Annotated in this window: 16 protein-coding genes; 4 read left to right on the top strand and 12 right to left on the bottom strand. The window is 69.3% G+C overall.

Features of this window, described 5'->3' with window-relative positions; translation table 11 throughout:
• Positions 1 to 148 precede the first annotated feature (148 nt).
• Positions 149 to 424 carry a hypothetical protein gene (locus ACFV0T_RS23515; RefSeq protein WP_385782366.1) on the bottom strand — a complete coding sequence of 92 codons (276 nt, stop codon included), beginning with the start codon at positions 422 to 424 and terminating at the stop codon, positions 149 to 151.
• A 158-nt stretch (positions 425 to 582) separates the two neighbouring features.
• The gene (mnmA, locus tag ACFV0T_RS23510) at positions 583 to 1,713 is read right to left on the bottom strand and encodes a tRNA 2-thiouridine(34) synthase MnmA (RefSeq protein WP_385782363.1); all 1,131 of its coding nucleotides are present in this window, start codon (positions 1,711 to 1,713) and stop codon (positions 583 to 585) included.
• A gap of 60 nt (positions 1,714 to 1,773) precedes the next feature.
• Here mnmA and ACFV0T_RS23505 point away from each other — a divergent pair, with 60 nt between their 5' ends.
• The gene (locus ACFV0T_RS23505; RefSeq protein WP_385782360.1) at positions 1,774 to 2,457 is read left to right on the top strand and encodes an N-acetylmuramoyl-L-alanine amidase; all 684 of its coding nucleotides are present in this window, start codon (positions 1,774 to 1,776) and stop codon (positions 2,455 to 2,457) included.
• A 111-nt stretch (positions 2,458 to 2,568) separates the two neighbouring features.
• Here ACFV0T_RS23505 and ACFV0T_RS23500 read toward each other — a convergent pair whose 3' ends face one another.
• From ACFV0T_RS23500 to ACFV0T_RS23490, 3 genes are all read right to left on the bottom strand, one after another.
• Positions 2,569 to 3,738, bottom strand: a complete 1,170-nt coding sequence (locus tag ACFV0T_RS23500) for a cysteine desulfurase family protein (protein ID WP_385782357.1) — start codon at positions 3,736 to 3,738, stop codon at positions 2,569 to 2,571.
• 90 nt (positions 3,739 to 3,828) lie between these two features.
• Entirely contained in the window at positions 3,829 to 4,095 is a 267-nt protein-coding gene (locus ACFV0T_RS23495) for a DUF4190 domain-containing protein (RefSeq protein ID WP_385782354.1), read from the bottom strand.
• A 145-nt stretch (positions 4,096 to 4,240) separates the two neighbouring features.
• Positions 4,241 to 4,408 (bottom strand): hypothetical protein, encoded by a 168-nt coding sequence (locus tag ACFV0T_RS23490; RefSeq protein ID WP_385782351.1) that lies wholly within the window; start codon positions 4,406 to 4,408, stop codon positions 4,241 to 4,243.
• A gap of 146 nt (positions 4,409 to 4,554) precedes the next feature.
• On the opposite strand from ACFV0T_RS23490, the gene ACFV0T_RS23485 reads away from it, so the two are divergent.
• A complete protein-coding gene (locus ACFV0T_RS23485) occupies positions 4,555 to 5,181 on the top strand; it encodes a TetR family transcriptional regulator (protein WP_385782348.1) in 627 nt (208 codons plus the stop codon).
• Positions 5,182 to 5,492: 311 nt separating this feature from the next.
• On the opposite strand, the gene ACFV0T_RS23480 is transcribed toward ACFV0T_RS23485, so the two are convergent.
• Entirely contained in the window at positions 5,493 to 6,353 is an 861-nt protein-coding gene (locus ACFV0T_RS23480; protein WP_385782346.1) for a thioesterase family protein, read from the bottom strand.
• Positions 6,354 to 6,508: 155 nt separating this feature from the next.
• On the opposite strand from ACFV0T_RS23480, the gene ACFV0T_RS23475 reads away from it, so the two are divergent.
• Positions 6,509 to 7,741, top strand: a complete 1,233-nt coding sequence (locus ACFV0T_RS23475) for an alpha/beta hydrolase (RefSeq protein WP_385782343.1) — start codon at positions 6,509 to 6,511, stop codon at positions 7,739 to 7,741.
• Here the strand turns inward: ACFV0T_RS23475 and ACFV0T_RS23470 are convergent.
• A complete protein-coding gene (locus ACFV0T_RS23470; protein ID WP_385782340.1) occupies positions 7,650 to 8,306 on the bottom strand; it encodes a trimeric intracellular cation channel family protein in 657 nt (218 codons plus the stop codon). The two genes, ACFV0T_RS23475 and ACFV0T_RS23470, sit on opposite strands and share 92 nt — an antisense overlap.
• A gap of 66 nt (positions 8,307 to 8,372) precedes the next feature.
• Positions 8,373 to 9,764, bottom strand: a complete 1,392-nt coding sequence (locus ACFV0T_RS23465) for a M1 family metallopeptidase (RefSeq protein WP_385782337.1) — start codon at positions 9,762 to 9,764, stop codon at positions 8,373 to 8,375.
• A 394-nt stretch (positions 9,765 to 10,158) separates the two neighbouring features.
• Between ACFV0T_RS23465 and ACFV0T_RS23460 the strand changes: the two genes are divergently transcribed.
• Positions 10,159 to 10,719 (top strand): hypothetical protein, encoded by a 561-nt coding sequence (locus ACFV0T_RS23460; RefSeq protein WP_385782334.1) that lies wholly within the window; start codon positions 10,159 to 10,161, stop codon positions 10,717 to 10,719.
• A 109-nt stretch (positions 10,720 to 10,828) separates the two neighbouring features.
• On the opposite strand, the gene ACFV0T_RS23455 is transcribed toward ACFV0T_RS23460, so the two are convergent.
• The 4 genes from ACFV0T_RS23455 to ACFV0T_RS23440 all read right to left on the bottom strand — a co-directional run bounded on the left by ACFV0T_RS23455 (position 10,829) and on the right by ACFV0T_RS23440 (position 16,153).
• Positions 10,829 to 12,130, bottom strand: a complete 1,302-nt coding sequence (locus ACFV0T_RS23455) for an ABC transporter ATP-binding protein (RefSeq protein ID WP_385782331.1) — start codon at positions 12,128 to 12,130, stop codon at positions 10,829 to 10,831.
• Between the two features lie 23 nt (positions 12,131 to 12,153).
• Positions 12,154 to 13,251: an ABC transporter ATP-binding protein gene (locus ACFV0T_RS23450; RefSeq protein ID WP_385782328.1), complete on the bottom strand. Its 1,098-nt coding sequence runs from the start codon at positions 13,249 to 13,251 to the stop codon at positions 12,154 to 12,156.
• Complete coding sequence (locus tag ACFV0T_RS23445) at positions 13,248 to 14,246, bottom strand: ABC transporter permease (protein ID WP_385782326.1); 999 nt, start codon at positions 14,244 to 14,246, stop codon at positions 13,248 to 13,250. Before ACFV0T_RS23445 ends, ACFV0T_RS23450 begins: the two co-directional genes overlap by 4 nt.
• A 110-nt stretch (positions 14,247 to 14,356) precedes the next feature.
• Positions 14,357 to 16,153, bottom strand: coding sequence for an ABC transporter substrate-binding protein (locus tag ACFV0T_RS23440; RefSeq protein ID WP_385782323.1), 1,797 nt, complete (start codon positions 16,151 to 16,153; stop codon positions 14,357 to 14,359).
• Between the last annotated feature and the right edge of the window lie 20 nt (positions 16,154 to 16,173).

Genomic DNA, 16,173 nt, shown 5'->3' with positions numbered 1-16,173 from the left:
CCGTGAACGCGCCTTGCTGACCCACGTCAAGCCGTGTTCACAGCCCTCTCTACCACTGCTGATCGACACGCATCCTTCCTCCACTGGCCCCCACTCATCTGAGTTCGACAGCGCCCCGAGTAACCGGCCTCCTCCGGCAGTGGCTGAGTCAGCTTGTGGCGTACTCCGGGTCCACTCCTTGGACTTCGGCGAATGTTCCGTAGCCAGTGGAGCGGTTGAGCGGGGTGAAGTCCATGTCGCCGGCGGTGAACCGGCTGGTGTAGTAGTGCCCAGTTGCTGCCCGGGGGTTCAGGCCCGCGACGGAGATCCGGCAGGCTCCCTCGTGCCGGGGGCTGCGGTGCCGGTGCTCCGCGCGGGGCGTGTTGTCGTAGAGGAACCCGATCTCTGCGCTACCGGAGTTCTCGGGGGGAACTGATGGTGGCATTGCTCGACCGGGATGTGCTCTCCTCAAGGCCGTTCGTCCGGATCAGGTCGGTCGTGGCCCACGGAGCTGATCGGCACCCCGCGACACCGGGCTGATCCAACCGGCAGGCTCCGGGTGTGCCCACGTGTGCGCGAACCCGGCGGTCGGCGCGGCACCGCTCAGGCCACTCCGGCCGTCGCCCGCACCGTGGCCGCGATCGTCGCCGACCCCACCACGCGCGTGCCGTCGTACAGCACGATCGCCTGGCCGGGGGCGACCCCGCGGACCGGCTCCGTGAACGTGACCTCCAGGCGGCCGTCGACCAGGGCGGCGCTCACCTCGGTCTCGCCGCCGTGGGCGCGCAGCTGGGCGGTGTAGGTGCCGGGTCCGGTCGGGGCGGCGCCGCACCAGCGGGGCTTGACGGCGCTCAGGCCCGTCACGTCCAGGGCGTCGGCCGGCCCCACCGTCACCGTGTTGTCGACCGGCGAGATGTCGAGCACGTAGCGGGGCTTGCCGTCGGCGGCCGGGGTGCCGATGCGCAGTCCCTTGCGCTGGCCGATGGTGAAGCCGTACGCGCCCTCGTGCGTGCCCAGCTTGGTGCCGGACTCGTCGACGATGTCGCCCTCGGCCTTGCCCAGCCGCTTCGCCAGGAAGCCCTGGGTGTCGCCGTCGGCGATGAAGCAGATGTCGTGCGAGTCCGGCTTCTTGGCCACGGCCAGGCCCCGGCGCTCGGCCTCCGCGCGGATCTCGTCCTTCGTGGTGAGCGTGTCGCCGAGCGGGAACAGGGCGTGCGCCAACTGCCGGTCGTCGAGGACGCCGAGGACGTACGACTGGTCCTTGGCCATGTCGGAGGCGCGGTGCAGCTCGCGGGTGCCGTCCTGCCCGACCAGCACCTTCGCGTAGTGACCCGTGCACACCGCGTCGAAGCCCAGCGCCAGTGCCTTGTCCAGCAGAGCGGCGAACTTGATCTTCTCGTTGCAGCGCAGGCACGGGTTCGGGGTGCGCCCCGCCTCGTACTCGGCGACGAAGTCCTCGACCACGTCCTCGCGGAATCGGTCGGCGAGGTCCCAGACGTAGAACGGGATGCCGATGACGTCCGCGGCGCGGCGCGCGTCGCGCGAGTCCTCGATGGTGCAACAGCCGCGCGCGCCCGTGCGGAACGACTGCGGGTTCGCGGAGAGCGCGAGGTGGACGCCGGTCACGTCGTGGCCGGCTTCGGCCGCGCGGGCGGCGGCGACGGCGGAGTCGACCCCGCCCGACATGGCGGCGAGGACGCGGAGGGGGCGGGAGCGCTGCGGAATGTCAGTCATAGCCCTTCAAGAGTAAGGGGGCGCGGGAACCGGAGCTCGCGAGTATCCGTTCTCGATCACATGGGGGAGAAGAAGGCGCGAGCGGGCAAGAGCGACTCGGACCGGCGGATCGGGCGGCGGGCCCTGCTGGTCGGCGGGCTGGCGGCCGCCGTGGGCAGCGCCGCGCTGGCGCGCGAGGAACTGGCGCACCTGTGGTGGCGGCTGCCGGGGGTGGAGAAACCGCGGGTCGCGGGGGCGGTCGACTTCCGGGGCGCGCAGTGGGTGGCGGCCTCGACGGCGAACTACCGGCGCGCGGACCGGCCGGACGACTATTCGATCGACAGGGTGGTCATCCATGTCACGCAGGGCGGTTTCGACAGTGCTGTGCGGGTCTTCCAGGACCCGGGGCACCGGGCCGCGGCCCATTACATCGTCCGCAAGGACGGGCACGTCACCCAGATGATCCGCGAGCTGGACGTGGCGTTCCACGCGGGCAACCGGCAGTACAACGAGCGGAGCGTCGGCATCGAGCACGAGGGTTTCGTGGAGCGCGCCTCGTCGTTCACCGACGCGATGTACGCCGCCTCGGCCCGGCTGACGGCGGGGATATGCGCGCGGTACGGCATCCCCGTCGACCGCGAACACATCATCGGGCACGTGGAGGTGCCGGGGACGGATCACACGGATCCCGGCAAGCACTGGGACTGGGACCGGTACCTGCGTCTGGTGCGGGCGGCGAGCACCAGGACCGCGACCCCCACATAGGCGCAGCCCATGTGATGCACCTCATACAGAGGTTCGTCGGTGAGAGGAGCCCTCCGGCGTCACCTCGGCTGGTCGCCGGTGCGGTGCGCGCACCGTGCGTCGGTGGTGTCGCTACGTCAGCCCCGCCGCGCGGGCCCGTTCCACCGCCGGGCCGATCACCTTGGCGACCGCGTCGACATCGGCCTGCGTGGAGGTGTGGCCGAGCGAGAAGCGCAGGGTGCCGCGGGCCAGATCCGGTTCGGCGCCGGTGGCGAGCAGGACATGGCTGGGCTGGGCGACTCCGGCGGTGCAGGCGGAGCCCGTGGAGCACTCGACGCCCTGGGCGTCCAGCAGCAGGAGCAGGGAGTCGCCCTCGCAGCCCGGGAAGGTGAAGTGGGCGTTGGCCGGGAGGCGGCCGGCCGCCGAGGGGTCGCCGCCCAGGATCGCGTCGGGGACCGCCGTACGGACCCGGCTGATCAGGTCGTCGCGCAGGGCGCCGATCTCGCGGGCGAACCACTCGCGCTGCTCGACCGCCAGCCGGCCGGCGACGCCGAAGGAGGCGATCGCCGGGACGTCGAGCGTGCCGGAGCGGACGTGACGCTCCTGGCCGCCGCCGTGCAGGACGGGCACGGGGGTGTACTCGCGCCCGAGGAGCAGGGCGCCGATGCCGTACGGGCCGCCGATCTTGTGGGCCGAGACCGTCATCGCGGCGAGGCCGGAGGTGGCGAAGTCGACGGGGACCTGACCGAAGGCCTGGACCGCGTCGGCGTGCAGCGGGATGTCGAACTCGGCGGCCACGTCGGCGAGTTCACGGACGGGCAGGATCGTGCCGATCTCGTTGTTGGCCCACATCACGGTGACCAGGGCGACATCGTCGGGGTCGCGGGCGACGGCCTCGCGCAGGACCTCGGGATGGACCCGTCCGTAGGAGTCGACCGGGAGGTACTCGACGGTGGCGCCCTCGTGTTCGCCCAGCCAGTGGACGGCGTCGAGGACCGCGTGGTGTTCGACGGGGCTGGCCAGAACCCGGGTGCGGCGCGGGTCGGCGGCTCGCCGGGCCCAGTACAGGCCCTTGACGGCGAGGTTGTCGGCCTCGGTGCCGCCGGCGGTGAACACGACCTCGCTGGGACGGGCGCCGAGCGCTTCCGCGAGGGTTTCGCGGGACTCCTCGACCGTACGGCGGGCCTTGCGGCCGGATGCGTGAAGGGAGGACGCGTTGCCGGTGACGCCCATCTGGGCCGTCAGGGCCTCTGCCGCCTCCGGAAGCATGGGAGTGGTCGCGGCGTGGTCGAGGTATGCCATGGTGAGCCCGATTCTACGGGCCCCGCGACCGGGCCGGAGCTGCGGGCGCCCCACCCGCGGCCGGCCTTCGGTGTCAGCGGCCGCGCGGCCTCAGAAGCTCCACGACACAGTGCTGTCCGCCTGCATGAACGCCACCAGCAGCACCAGGTCGGCGACCCCCAGGCCCAGGCCCAGGAACGCGCGGCCGCGGCGGTCCGTGCCGCGCCACAGGGCCACCGCCGCCAGGGTGATGGCGATCGGGCCGAGGAAGAGGTTGAGGACGAGGAGGCCGAGCAGGCCGAGGATGAAGGACGCGACGGCCATGCCGTCGGCGTCGCGCGTACCGGTGCGGCGCGTGGCCGGTGCGGTGAGTTGCATGAGGGTCAGCTCCCGACGGTCGGACGGACGGATGGATGGATGGATGGAGGAAGGCCGGTTCGTCGATGGGAAGACGGCCGGTTCGCCGATGGGAAGACGGCCGGTTCGCCGACTGGAGAAGGCAGGTTCGCCGGCTGACGGAAGGTCAGTTCGCCGACGTGCCACGTCGGCGGCCGTACCGCTCGCGCAGCGCGAAGATGCCGAGCCAGGCCGCGACCACTGCGGCGGCGACGACGGTGAAGGTCAGCGGCGCATGGGCCACGGTGCCCATGGCGACGCCGAGCAGAAGAAGTGCGGCGACGAGGAACAGCATGGGATCGGATCCCCCTCCGAGATACCTCTCGCGGATACCTCTCGTGATATTTCGGTGAACGGTTGTAGTTACAGTTGTTCACTGACTACAGAGTCTAGCGTGCGCGGCGGCTTTCGTATTCCGGAGAACAGTTGTTAACTGGTGTCATGAGTCACACCCTCGGCATCCGGCAGGCCCAGAAGCAGAAGACCCGGCAGTCGCTCCTGGAAGCGGCGCTGGTCCTGCTGGAGGAGCAGAGCCTGAGCAGTCTCGGCCTGCGCGAGGTCACCCGAGCCGTCGGTGTCGCCCCGACCGCCTTCTACCGGCACTTCCGCTCCACGGCGGACCTCGGTGTGGCCCTGGTCGAGGAGGCGCTCGGCAGCCTGCACCCGATGATCCGCACGACCGTCACCACCGCCGACACCAGCGAGGAACGCATCACGCGCGCCGTGGAACTGATCGCCCACCACGTGGACACGCACCCCGCCCACGTCCGCTTCATCGCCCGCGAGCGGCACGGCGGGGTGCAGCCGGTACGGGAGGCCATCCGGGACCAGCTGGTCCGGTTCGCCGAGGAAGTGCGGGACGAGCTGGCCAAGGACCCCGAGTCCGAGGGGTGGAGCGACGACGACCTGCTGATGCTCGCCCACCTCTACGTCGACCAGATGCTCATCACCGCCTCGCTCTTCCTGGAGGCACTGGAGGCGCCGGAGGAGGAGCGGGAGCGCGTCGCGCAGCTCGCGACCCGGCAGATGCGGCTCATCAGCATCGGCCGCCACCACTGGCGCGGATGACCGGCGGGCCGCCGCACTCACCGCGGCGCCACGACCCGCGAACCCCGGGGACACGAACCCCGGGCACACGAACCCCGGGCACCCGGATCCCTGGCACGCACAAGGGCGCCACGCCCGGTGAACGAGCGCGGCGCCCCTTGCCGTACCTGCCGTACTTGCCGTACGGCGTCGCGGTCAGCCCTGCCGGGCCTGCCGCCCCTGGCCACCGCCGGGACCGCAGCCGTCGCCCTGCCTACGGCCCGGCCGGGACGGACGCCCCTCAGCCGAACCCGGGACGGACGCCGCTCAGCCGAACCCGGGGCGGACGCCCCTCAGCCGAGCCTGACCCGGGCCAGTTGGCGGGACTGCGCTACCAGCCGGTCGGCGCTGTCCCAGACCTCGGCGTCCTCCTCCAGGAAGCCGCCGGCGAGGTTGCGGGTGGTGATGGACACCCGCAGCGGGCCCGGGGCGGGACGGCACCGGACGTGCACGGTGAGCTCGACCGTCGGGACCCAGCCGGACAGGCCGATCTCGAAGGCGGTGGGGGGCAGGGCGTCCACCGCGAGCAGCAGGGAGAGCGGGTCGGCGTCGCGGCCGTCGGCGAGGCCGAACCAGGCCCGCATCTCCCCCTTGCCGGAGGGCTGTCCGAGCGCCCAGCCGAGGGTCGACGGGTCGAGCTTGAGGAACAGCCGGTCCGTGATCGCCGAGCTCCCGGGAACGGGGCTCGGGCCGTCCTGGGGGCCGAAGCACTGCTCCATCGACGGGATCGCGGGCGGCTTCGCCGACGTGCGGACGTCGTCGGGGAGGGAGTCGAGGTCGCCGTAGGAGGCGAGGACGCGGATCCGCTCGACCTCGTTGCCCTCGTCGTCGTACTGCAGGAGCGAGGCCTGGCCGGTGGAGAGCGTGCGGCCGGTGCGCACGAGTTCCGTGCGCACGACCGCCGGGCCGGGCTGCGACGCGGTCAGGTAGTGCGCCGAGATCGTGAAGGGGTCCGGGTGGGGCAGGGCGTCGGCCAGCGCGCGCCCCAGGACGGCCAGCAGATAGCCGCCGTTGACGGCGCTGATGATGGTCCAGCCGGCCGAGAGGTCGATGTCGTAGACGCCGGGTCCGCGGCGGGTGAGCGCGGTGTCCCGGTCGAACTCGCTGTCGCCGATCGTGGCCCGCGCGGCCGGCGCGGTAGCTGCTTCTGGCATACCTGAACCGTACAAGAACTAACTACTAAGCGGTAGCTTTGGTTATTGCCATCACATGACATCCGACCGCGCACCCGGGCGGGGCTTCGGCAATTTCCCGGCAAGTGTCCGTACTCGTCCGTAACCTCGGACCCGCCATTTCCCTCTATCGGGGCATGAGCCTCACCGGGACCGCGTTCCTCACCACCCTGATCGTGCTGTCCGTCGTGGCCGTCGCGCTGCCGCTGCTGCTGTGGTCGCGGCTGCGGGGACCGCGGGTCGTGCGCGTGGCCGCTCGGATGCTGATGCTGCTGTTCGCCCAGGGCACGGCCGTCGCCCTGGTCTTCACTCTGGTCAACAACGCCAACAACCTCTACGACGGCTGGTCCGACCTCCTCGGCACCGCCAGCCATGTCCAGCAGGCCGCCGATCTCGGCCCGGACGGCACCGGCGGGATAGCCCTGGAACAGCTGCCCAGAGTCGAACAGCGCTTCACCGGCGCCGGCGGACCAGCCATGCACGCGGCCGGCGGCGTCCGCGTCACCCAGCTCAGGGGCCGGGTCTCCGGCGTCAACGCCGAGGTCTACGTCTGGCTGCCGCCGCAGTACGACGAGCCCGCCTACCGGAACCACCGGTTCCCCGTCGTCGAGGTGCTGCCCGGCTACCCCGGATCGGCGAAGGCGTGGTTCGGCGCGCTGCACGCGCACGAGCAACTGCTGCCGCTGATGCGGTCCGGCCGGATCGCGCCGTTCATCCTGGTCGCGCCGCGCACCTCACTGCTGCCCGGGGTGGACACCGGCTGCGCCAACGTGCCGGGCACGGTCAACGCCGACACCTGGCTCAGTGTCGACGTGCCGAAGATGGTCAAGGACAACTTCCGGGCCGAGCCCGCGCCCGGCGGCTGGGCGGTCGCCGGCTACTCGGCCGGCGCGCACTGCGCGCTCAAGCTCGCCGTCGCCCACCCCGACCGCTACCGGGCCGCGGTGAGCCTGTCCGGCTACAACGACCCGATCGGCGAACGCGACTCGCTCACCGCCCGGACCCCGGCCCTGCGCGCCGCGAACAACCCCCTGCTGCTGCTGCGCCGGGCGACCACCCCGCCCCCCGTCTCGCTCTACCTCTCCGGCCAGCCGCACGACGGCTACGAGGCCGCCACGGCGGTGCGGCGGGCGGCGGCGGCCCCGACGAACGTGCACGTGGTCCATGTCCCGAGGAGCGCCGGCGGCCACACCATGGCGCTGTGGCGGCCGCAGGTGGTGCCGGCGTTCCGCTGGCTGAGCGAGCAGCTGGGCCGACACCACGTCGCCGCCCGGGGCGCTACTCCTCTCGCACCGTCGACCGTCGGTTCCACGCACGCGGCGCCCGCCAGTGATACCGCATGGCGAGCAGACGCAGGACGAAGGCGGTAAGCGCGGCGAATCCGCTGGTCAGCGGGGTGAGAGCGTCATAGTGGAGGCACAGCGCGACCATGGTGGCGCCGACAATGGCCGGCACCGCGTACAGGTCGCGGTCCCAGCGCAGCAGTGACGGCACCTCGTTGGCCAGCACGTCCCGCAGCACACCGCCGCCGACGGCGGTGGCGAGGCCGAGGGTGGCCGACTGCGTCAGGCCGAGCCCGTAGTCGTACGCCTTGGTCGTGCCGGCCACGCAGAACAGGCCGAGGCCGGCCGCGTCGAAGACGTTCACGCCGGTCTGGATGCGCTCCACGTGGGGATGCAGGAAGACGACCAGCAGGGCGGCGAGCAGCGGGGTGACGAAGTAGCCCAGGTCCGTGAACGCGGCGGGCGGGACCGCGCCGATGATCAGGTCCCGGAACAGCCCTCCGCCCAGCGCGGTCACCTCGGCGAGGACGGCGATGCCGAAGACGTCGAAGTTCTTGCGGACGGCCAGCAGCGCACCCGAGATGGCGAACACGAAGATGCCGATCAGGTCGAGCGTGTGCTGGACGGAGGGACTGAACAGTTGAGGGAGCACCCTGACATTCTTACCTGTCAGAGGGCGTGGACCTTACAAAGCCAGGCATCAGCCCGGCCCTGAGGCCTAAAGAGCCGGTTTCCCCGTGGTGAACAGCCAGGTCTGGAAGAGATCGTCGAGCTGCTGTCCGGAGATCCGCTCCGCCAGCCGGACGAAGTCGGCCGTGTTCGCGTTGCCGTAGCCGTGCAGTTTCGTCCACGCGGGCAGCAGCTCGAAGAACGCGGTGTCGCCGATGCGCTCCCGCAGCACCTGGAGCGTCATCGCGCCGCGCTGGTAGACGGCCGAGGCGAACATGGTGTCGCGCTGCGGGTCGCCGACGGTGGTCTGCCAGAAGGCGGAGGTGGCGGGGCGGGAGTTGTAGCCGGCCAGGAAGGAGTCGTGCGCCGACGCGGTTCCCCGGTGCTCGGCCCACAGCCACTGGGCATAGGTGGCGAAGCCCTCGTTGAGCCAGATGTCCTTCCACCGGTCCACCGACACCGAGTCGCCGAACCACTGGTGGGCCAGTTCGTGCACGATCGTCGACTCGCTGCGCACGGCCGAGTAGACCGGCTTCGACTGCACCTCCAGCGAGAAGCCCGCCTGTGGCATGTCGTCGACGATCGCGCCGGTCTCCTCGAAGGGGTACGGGCCGAAGACCTGTGACCAGTAGTCGGTGGCCTCCGCGGTGACGGCGTACACGTCGACGTTGTTGCTGTTCACCAGGACGGGGTCGATCGCCACGTAGATCGGGGTGCCGCCCGGCGTGCGCCCGGTCCGCACGTCGAACTTCCCGATCGTGGCGGTCGCGAGGTAGGTGGCCATCGGCCTGGTCTCACGCCAGTGGGTGTAGGTGGAGCCGCCCTTGGCGTACGTCGAGACGAGCCGGCCGTTGGAGACGGCGGTCAGGCCCTTGGGGGCCTTGATCCGGATGTCGTAGGTGGCCTTGTCCGACGGGTGGTCACTGGACGGGAACCAGGTGGACGCGGCGTTCGGCTCGCAGGCGACGAAGACACCGTCCGTGGTCTTCATCCAGCCGTAGTCCGAGCCGAACACGATGGGACCGCTCAGCGCCTCGGGGACGCCGCCGTAGGTCACGGTGACCCTGAACGTCCCGCCCTTGCGCAGCGGGCTGCGCGGGGTGATCCGGATCTCGTCCGCGGCGCGGGTGAAGGCGGCGCGTCTGCCGTTCACCTCGACCTTGGTGACCTCCAGCTTCTGGAGGTCCAGGTCGAAGGAGGAGAGGTTCTGGGTGGCGCGGGCCGTGAGGGTGGTACGGCCGTCCAGGCGGTCGGTGTCCGGGTTGTACGCCACGTCGAGGGCGTAGTGACGGGCGTCGAAGCCGCCGTTGCCGAGCTGCGGGAAGTAGGGGTCACCGATGCCGTCCGCGCCGGCGGTGGGGGCGGCGGAGGCGGCGATGACGAGAAAGGAGGCCGCCGCGGTCGCGAGGGCCCCCAGACGTGCCGAACGAGAGAGTGCCATGAGTCGTCCCTTCGGGTCATGTTCCGATCAGACGGACATGGCCGACTCTGCGCCCTCCCGGCTGGGCATGGGCATGACTTTGCCAACTCGTCATGCGTCACCGGTGGTTGAGTCCTGACGAACCGTCGGACCGTGACACAGGTCACACCTTGAGGAAGGTGTGACCGATTCGGGCCGACGGGAGGCCTTTATCCACCCCCACAGGACGGAGAAATCCGACATCTCTGGAGCACCTACCGCGCGCCTGGAAATACTGAATTGAGGGTTCCTTGAGAATGAAAACGCAGGGATCACCTGAAGTGGTTGTCGCGACCACCCCGGCTGAGTAATTTCTGATTCGCCAGCGCGAAGCAGAATGAAGCGCGACAGCGCACAGGAAAAACGGGGTAAAAGAATGACTAAATTCGGAACGCTCGGCCGAGTCGTCGCGACCACGACGCTCCTGGTCGGCGCCACCGTGGCCGCTCCGGCGATCGCCTCCGCCTCGGCGAACGCACCGGCCAGCTGCGGTACCGATTCCTTCATCACCATCGAGAAGTACGGGACGCCGTACTACCGGCCGATCGGCACCACCGCGGGCAAGTACAACGCCGGCGAGACCTCGACGCTCAGGTACGCGATCAAGACCACCACGAGCCGCTCGACCAGCTGGACCGTGGGCGGCAGCGCCAGCGTGGGCTGGGGGATCGCCAAGGTCGAGGCGAAGTTCGACCACAACGTCACCAAGAAGACCACCAAGGGCATCACCGTCACGGACACCCTGAAGGTCAAGTCCAAGAACTACGGCTACGTCACGCCCAAGGTCGAATACCGCCGGTTCAACATTCGCAAGGAACACTACGGGGCCAACTGCAAGATCGTCGTCAACCAGAACTACGGCGTCATCGACGTCATCTGGACCAACCCGTTCTTCTCGGAGTGCGTGTCCAAGCATTCCTGCACCCCGAAGCCGTAGTTCCCGGCTGAATTACCGGCGGTAATTCCACACGGGGGAAACCAAAAGGGCTCCTTTCCGCTGCGAAAGCAGCGGAAAGGAGCCCTGAATGGTGTGCTTCAGTGCCCGGTCAGTCCTGGGTGTCCTTCGGGGCGGGCTCGGCGGCGGACTCGGCAGCGGGCTCGGCGACGGACTCGTCCGCCGTCTCCTCCTCCTGCGTCTCCGCCTCAGTGACCTCAGTGGCCTCGGTGGCTTCAGCGGCCTCCGCGGCCACTTCGGCCACCTCGGCCGCCACCGCCGCCGACGTCTCCGCCGACTCGGCGAGGACCTCGTCGGCCACCAGCTCGGCCGCCTGCTTGGCGACGGTCAGCAGCACGGTGTCCTGCGGCGCCTGGTCCTCGAAGTTCTCCGGGTGGTGACAGGCGACCCGCTGACCGGGCTTCAGCTCGATGAGCTGCGGCTCGGTGGTCTTGCAGATCTCCGTCGCCTTCCAGCACCGGGTGTGGAAGCGGCAGCCGGTCGGCGGCGAGATCGGCGACGGCACATCGCCCTGGAGCAGGATGCGCTCGCTCTTCGCCGACTTGCGCCGCGGGTCCGGGATCGGCACGGCCGACATGAGCGCCTTGGTGTACGGGTGCATCGGCGCCTTGTACAGCGCCTCGCGGTCGGCCAGCTCGACGATCTTGCCGAGGTACATCACCGCGATCCGGTCCGAGACGTGCCGGACGACCGAGAGGTCGTGCGCGATGATCACGTACGTCAGGCCCAGCTCCTGCTGGAGGTCGTCCAGCAGGTTGACGACCTGCGCCTGGATCGACACGTCGAGCGCGGAGACCGGCTCGTCCGCCACGACCAGCTTCGGCTTGAGCGCGAGGGCGCGGGCGATGCCGATGCGCTGGCGCTGGCCGCCGGAGAACTCGTGCGGGTAGCGGTTGTAGTGCTCGGGGTTGAGACCCACGACCGACAGCAGCCGCTGCACTTCCTTCTTGAGGCCGCCCTCGGGCTCGACGCCCTGGAGCTTGAAGGGAGCGCCGATGATCGTGCCGATGGTGTGCCGCGGGTTCAGCGACGAGTACGGGTCCTGGAAGATCATCTGCACGTCACGGCGCAGCGGACGCATCCCGCCGACACCGAGGTGCGTGATGTCCTGGCCCTGGAACTCGACCTTGCCGCCGGTCGGTTCGAGCAGCCGGGTGATCAGGCGGCCCATCGTCGACTTGCCGCAGCCCGACTCGCCCACGACACCGAGCGTCTCGCCGGCCCGGACCTCGAAGTCGAGGCCGTCGACCGCGTGCACGGCGCCGACCTGACGCTGGAGCAGGCCTTTTTTGATCGGGAAGTGTTTCTGGAGCCCGGTCACCTTCAGCAGGACCTCGCGGTCGCCGGTGCTCCTGGTGACCTCGTCGCCTGCGCTCTGCGCGGGAATCGTCACCGCTGCTTCCTTGGGGTTCTCGCTCACAGCTTCGGCGCAATCTCTTCGGTCCAGATACGCTCCCGCTGCTCCTGCGTCATGTGACAGGCGGCCCAGTGCTGGCCGCCGACCTCGGTCAGCTCGGGGCGGACCGTGCGGGTGACGTTGTCCTTGGGGACGTCCGCGTACGGGCAGCGCGGGTTGAAGGCGCAGCCGGACGGGATGTTGATGAGGGAGGGCGGGGAGCCCTTGACCGGGATGAGGCGCTCCTGCTGCTCGCGGTCGAGACGCGGCATCGAACCCAGCAGGCCCCAGGTGTAGGGGTGGCGGGGCTCGTAGAACACCTTCTCGGCCGGACCGCGCTCGACGCAGCGGCCGCCGTACATCACCAGGATGTCGTCGGCCAGTTCGGCGACGACGCCCAGGTCGTGGGTGATGACGATGACCGCGGAGCCGAACTCCTTCTGCAGGTCGCGGATCAGGTCGAGGATCTGCGCCTGGACGGTCACGTCCAGGGCGGTCGTCGGCTCGTCCGCGATGAGCAGCTCGGGGTTGTTGACGAGCGACATCGCGATCATCGCGCGCTGGCGCATACCGCCGGAGAACTCGTGCGGGTAGTTGTCGACCCGCTTGTCCGGCTGGGGGATGCCCACCCGGTCGAGCATCTCGACGGCCCGGCGCTTGGCCGTCTTCTTGTCCACGTTGTGGTGGATGCGGTACGCCTCCACGATCTGCTGACCGATCGTGTAGTACGGGTGCAGCGCCGACAGCGGGTCCTGGAAGATCATCGCCATCTGCCGGCCACGCAGCTTGCGCACGTGGTCGGGGTCGGCGGTCAGCAGCTCGGTGCCGTCCAGCCAGATCTCGCCGGAGATCTGCGCCTTGCGCTTGCCGTACTGGCCGGCGGTGTGCAGGCCCATGATGCCGAGCGAGGTGACCGACTTGCCGGAGCCGGACTCGCCCACGATGCCGAGGGTCTTGCCCTTCTCCAGCTTGAAGCTCAGCCCGTCGACGGACTTGACCAGACCGTCGTCGGTCGGGAAGTGCACCTTCAGGTCGCGCACTTCGAGGAAGGAACTCGGGGCGGGCGAGGCGGAGGTGGGTTCACCCACGGCTGCTCCGCTCTTGCTGAGTTCGGTCATGAGAGCCTCACTCGGGGGTCGATCACGGCATACAGGACGTCCACCAGCAGGTTCGCCACGAGCACCGCGAGAGAGGTGATCAGGGTGACGCCCAGAATGATGGGCAGGTCCTGGTTCTTGATGCCGTTGAGCACGGCCTGGCCGAGGCCGGGCAGGCTGAACGTGGTCTCGGTCAGGATCGCGCCGCCGATGAGGGCGCCGAGGTCCATGCCGAGCATGGTCAGGATGGGGGTCATCGTGGAGCGCATGGCGTGCTTGCCGATGACGGTCCCCTCACGCAGGCCCTTGGCGCGGGCGGTGCGGATGTAGTCCTCGCCGAGGATCTCCAGCATGGTGGCGCGGGTGATCCGGGCGTACATCGCCGCGTACAGGAAGGCGAGGGTGATCCACGGCAGGATCATGCCGCCGAACCAGCCGGTGAAGCTCTGGTCGAGGGGCACGTACTGGCCGTCGAACCATTTCAGTCCGAAGACGAAGATGGCCAGGGCCAGCATGCCGGTGAAGTAGATGGGGAGGGAGACACCCGCGAGGGCGACGACCATCGCGCCGCGGTCCCACAGGCTGCCGCGCTTGAGCGCGGAGAGGACACCCGCCGAGACACCGATGAGCAGCCACAGCACTGCGGCACCGAGCGCGAGACCCAGGGTCACCGGGAAGCGGTCCGTGAGCACCGGCCACACGGCCTGCTCGCTGCGGAAGGAGTAGCCGAAGCACGGCGCGGCGCAGTGGGTGACATCGCCGCCGGCCGCGTAGGTGCGGCCGGTGAAGATGCCCTTGAAGAACTCCCAGACCTGAAGGTAGATCGGGTCGTCCAGGCCCAGCTTCACCCGCACGGCTTCGACGGCCGCGGGGTCCGCCTGCTTGCCCACGAAGCTCGTGGCGACGTCGACGCCCGCCCACTTGGGGACCAGGAAGAAGATGCCAAAGACCACCATGATGATGACCACGAGCATCACTACGGCGGCGAACAGCCGCCTGATGAGGTAAGCGAGCACAGCTCTCGGCCCGCCGCGGACCGCGGGCCATCGGAGGTCGTCCGATGGCCCGCGATCACGCCGCGCCGGCCTTCACCTGCCTTTCGTGCCGTTCGGCGGGTGTGCCGGGTTTACTTCGTGGACTTCAGGCCGAGGTTGACGAAGTCGTACATACCGCTGTAGCCATCGGTGGTGTACACGTTCGCCAGGTTGCTCCCGCGCCAGTTGATGAACTTCTCGAACACGAAGGGCAGGTAGTACGCGCCCTCCATGACCTTGTGGTTGATCTCCGTGGAGATCTTGGTCTTGCCGGCGTCGTCCAGCGTGTTGACGTACTGGTCGAACAGGCCGTCGATCGCCTTGTCCTTGATCAGCGCGTAGTTCGAGTTACCGCTCTCGAGGATGTACTTGCTGTCCCACAGCGGCAGACCGAAGCCCTGGACGGACGGGAAGTCGGGACCCCAGCCCATGATGATGATGCCGTAGCCCTTCTTGGCCACGTTGGCGGGGCTGCCGATGATGCCGGTGGTCTGCGAACCGTCGTACTGGTCGATCTCGGCGGTGATGCCGATCTTCTTCAGCGACGCCTGCAGCGACTGGGCGGTGGCCACCTCGACCGGCTTGTTGTTACGCACGGCGATGGTGGTCTTGAAACCGTTCGGCTGACCGCAGGCCTTCAGAGCGGCCTTGGCCTCGGCCTCGTTGCCGCTCTTGTTGGCGCCGGCGAGCTTGTAGGGGTCGTAGCTCTGACCCTCGGCACCCGCCACGGACGGCGGCAGCATGTTGGTACCGATGTCACCACCGGCGACCGGGCCGCCTCGCGCGGTCTGCAGCGAGACGTGGTCGGCACCGAGGATGACGGCCTTGCGGCACTCGGCGTTGTCGAACGGCTTCACGCTCTGCGGGAAGACCGCGTAACGGACGTAGCCGGAGACCGGGTTGTCCAGGTTCGCCTTGTGCTGCTTCAGGGCGGTGGTGCGGCCCTGCGGCGACATGCCGGTCTGGTTGATGTCCAGGTCCAGGTCACCGCTGATCAGACGCTGGTCCAGGTCGTTGGCGTTCGAGAAGAACTTGACCGAGATCTTGTCCGGGTAGGCCTTGCGGATCGGGTCCGCGGCCTGGTCCCAGGAGGTGTTGCGGACCAGGGTCAGGTCCTTGCCCGGGGCGTAGGACTCGAACTTGTACGGGCCCGAGGAGAACGGCTTCAGGCCGTACTTGGACTTGGTGTCCTTGTCCTGGCGGACCGGCGAGGCCGAGACCAGGGCCAGCATCTCCTCGAAGTCCGAGTTGGCCTTCGGCAGGTGGAAGACGATGGTCTTGTCGTCCGGCGTGTCGATCGCCTTCAGGCCCAGCTTGTCCTTGGCCGTGTCCTTGTAGGGACCCTTGTACTCGCTCTTCGGGTCGAGGACGTCCTTCAGGTACACCGGACCGCCGGACAGCACGTCCTGAGCCCACACGCGCTCGATGCCGTACTTGATGTCCTTGGAGGTGATCGCCTGACCGTCCTCCCACTTCACGCCGTCGCGGAGCGTGTAGGTGTAGGTCTTGCCGGCGTCGGTGACCTTGGCGAGACCCGTGGCGAGGTCCGGAGTGACCTCGGCGCCGGCCTTGCCCGCCTCCGTCTTGTTCGTGACGAGCTGGCGGCTGTAGTAGCGCGCGAAGTTCCACATGAAGCCGTAGTAGCCACGCGTGGTGTCCCACGAGTCGGCGTCCTGGGCGCCGCCGAACTTCAGCTCGCCGCCCTTCTTGGCCAGGGAAGCCTGAGCGACCTTGTTGTTCGCGGCGTCATAACCGGGGGCGCCGTTGCTCGAACCGCTGTTGTCGTCAGTGCCACCACCGCCGCACGCCGCCGTGGTCAGCAGCGCCGCCGCCGCGGCGACAGCGGCCAAGGCCTGCTTACGCCGCCCTGAGGTGCGTTGGGTAGTCACGATCTCGGATCCTCCGGATT

Source organism: Streptomyces sp. NPDC059582 (genome assembly GCF_042735715.1).
Classification (GTDB): Bacteria; Actinomycetota; Actinomycetes; order Streptomycetales; family Streptomycetaceae; genus Streptomyces.
Note: the sequence above shows the minus strand (reverse complement) of the source record. Positions and strands in the feature narration are given on the sequence as shown.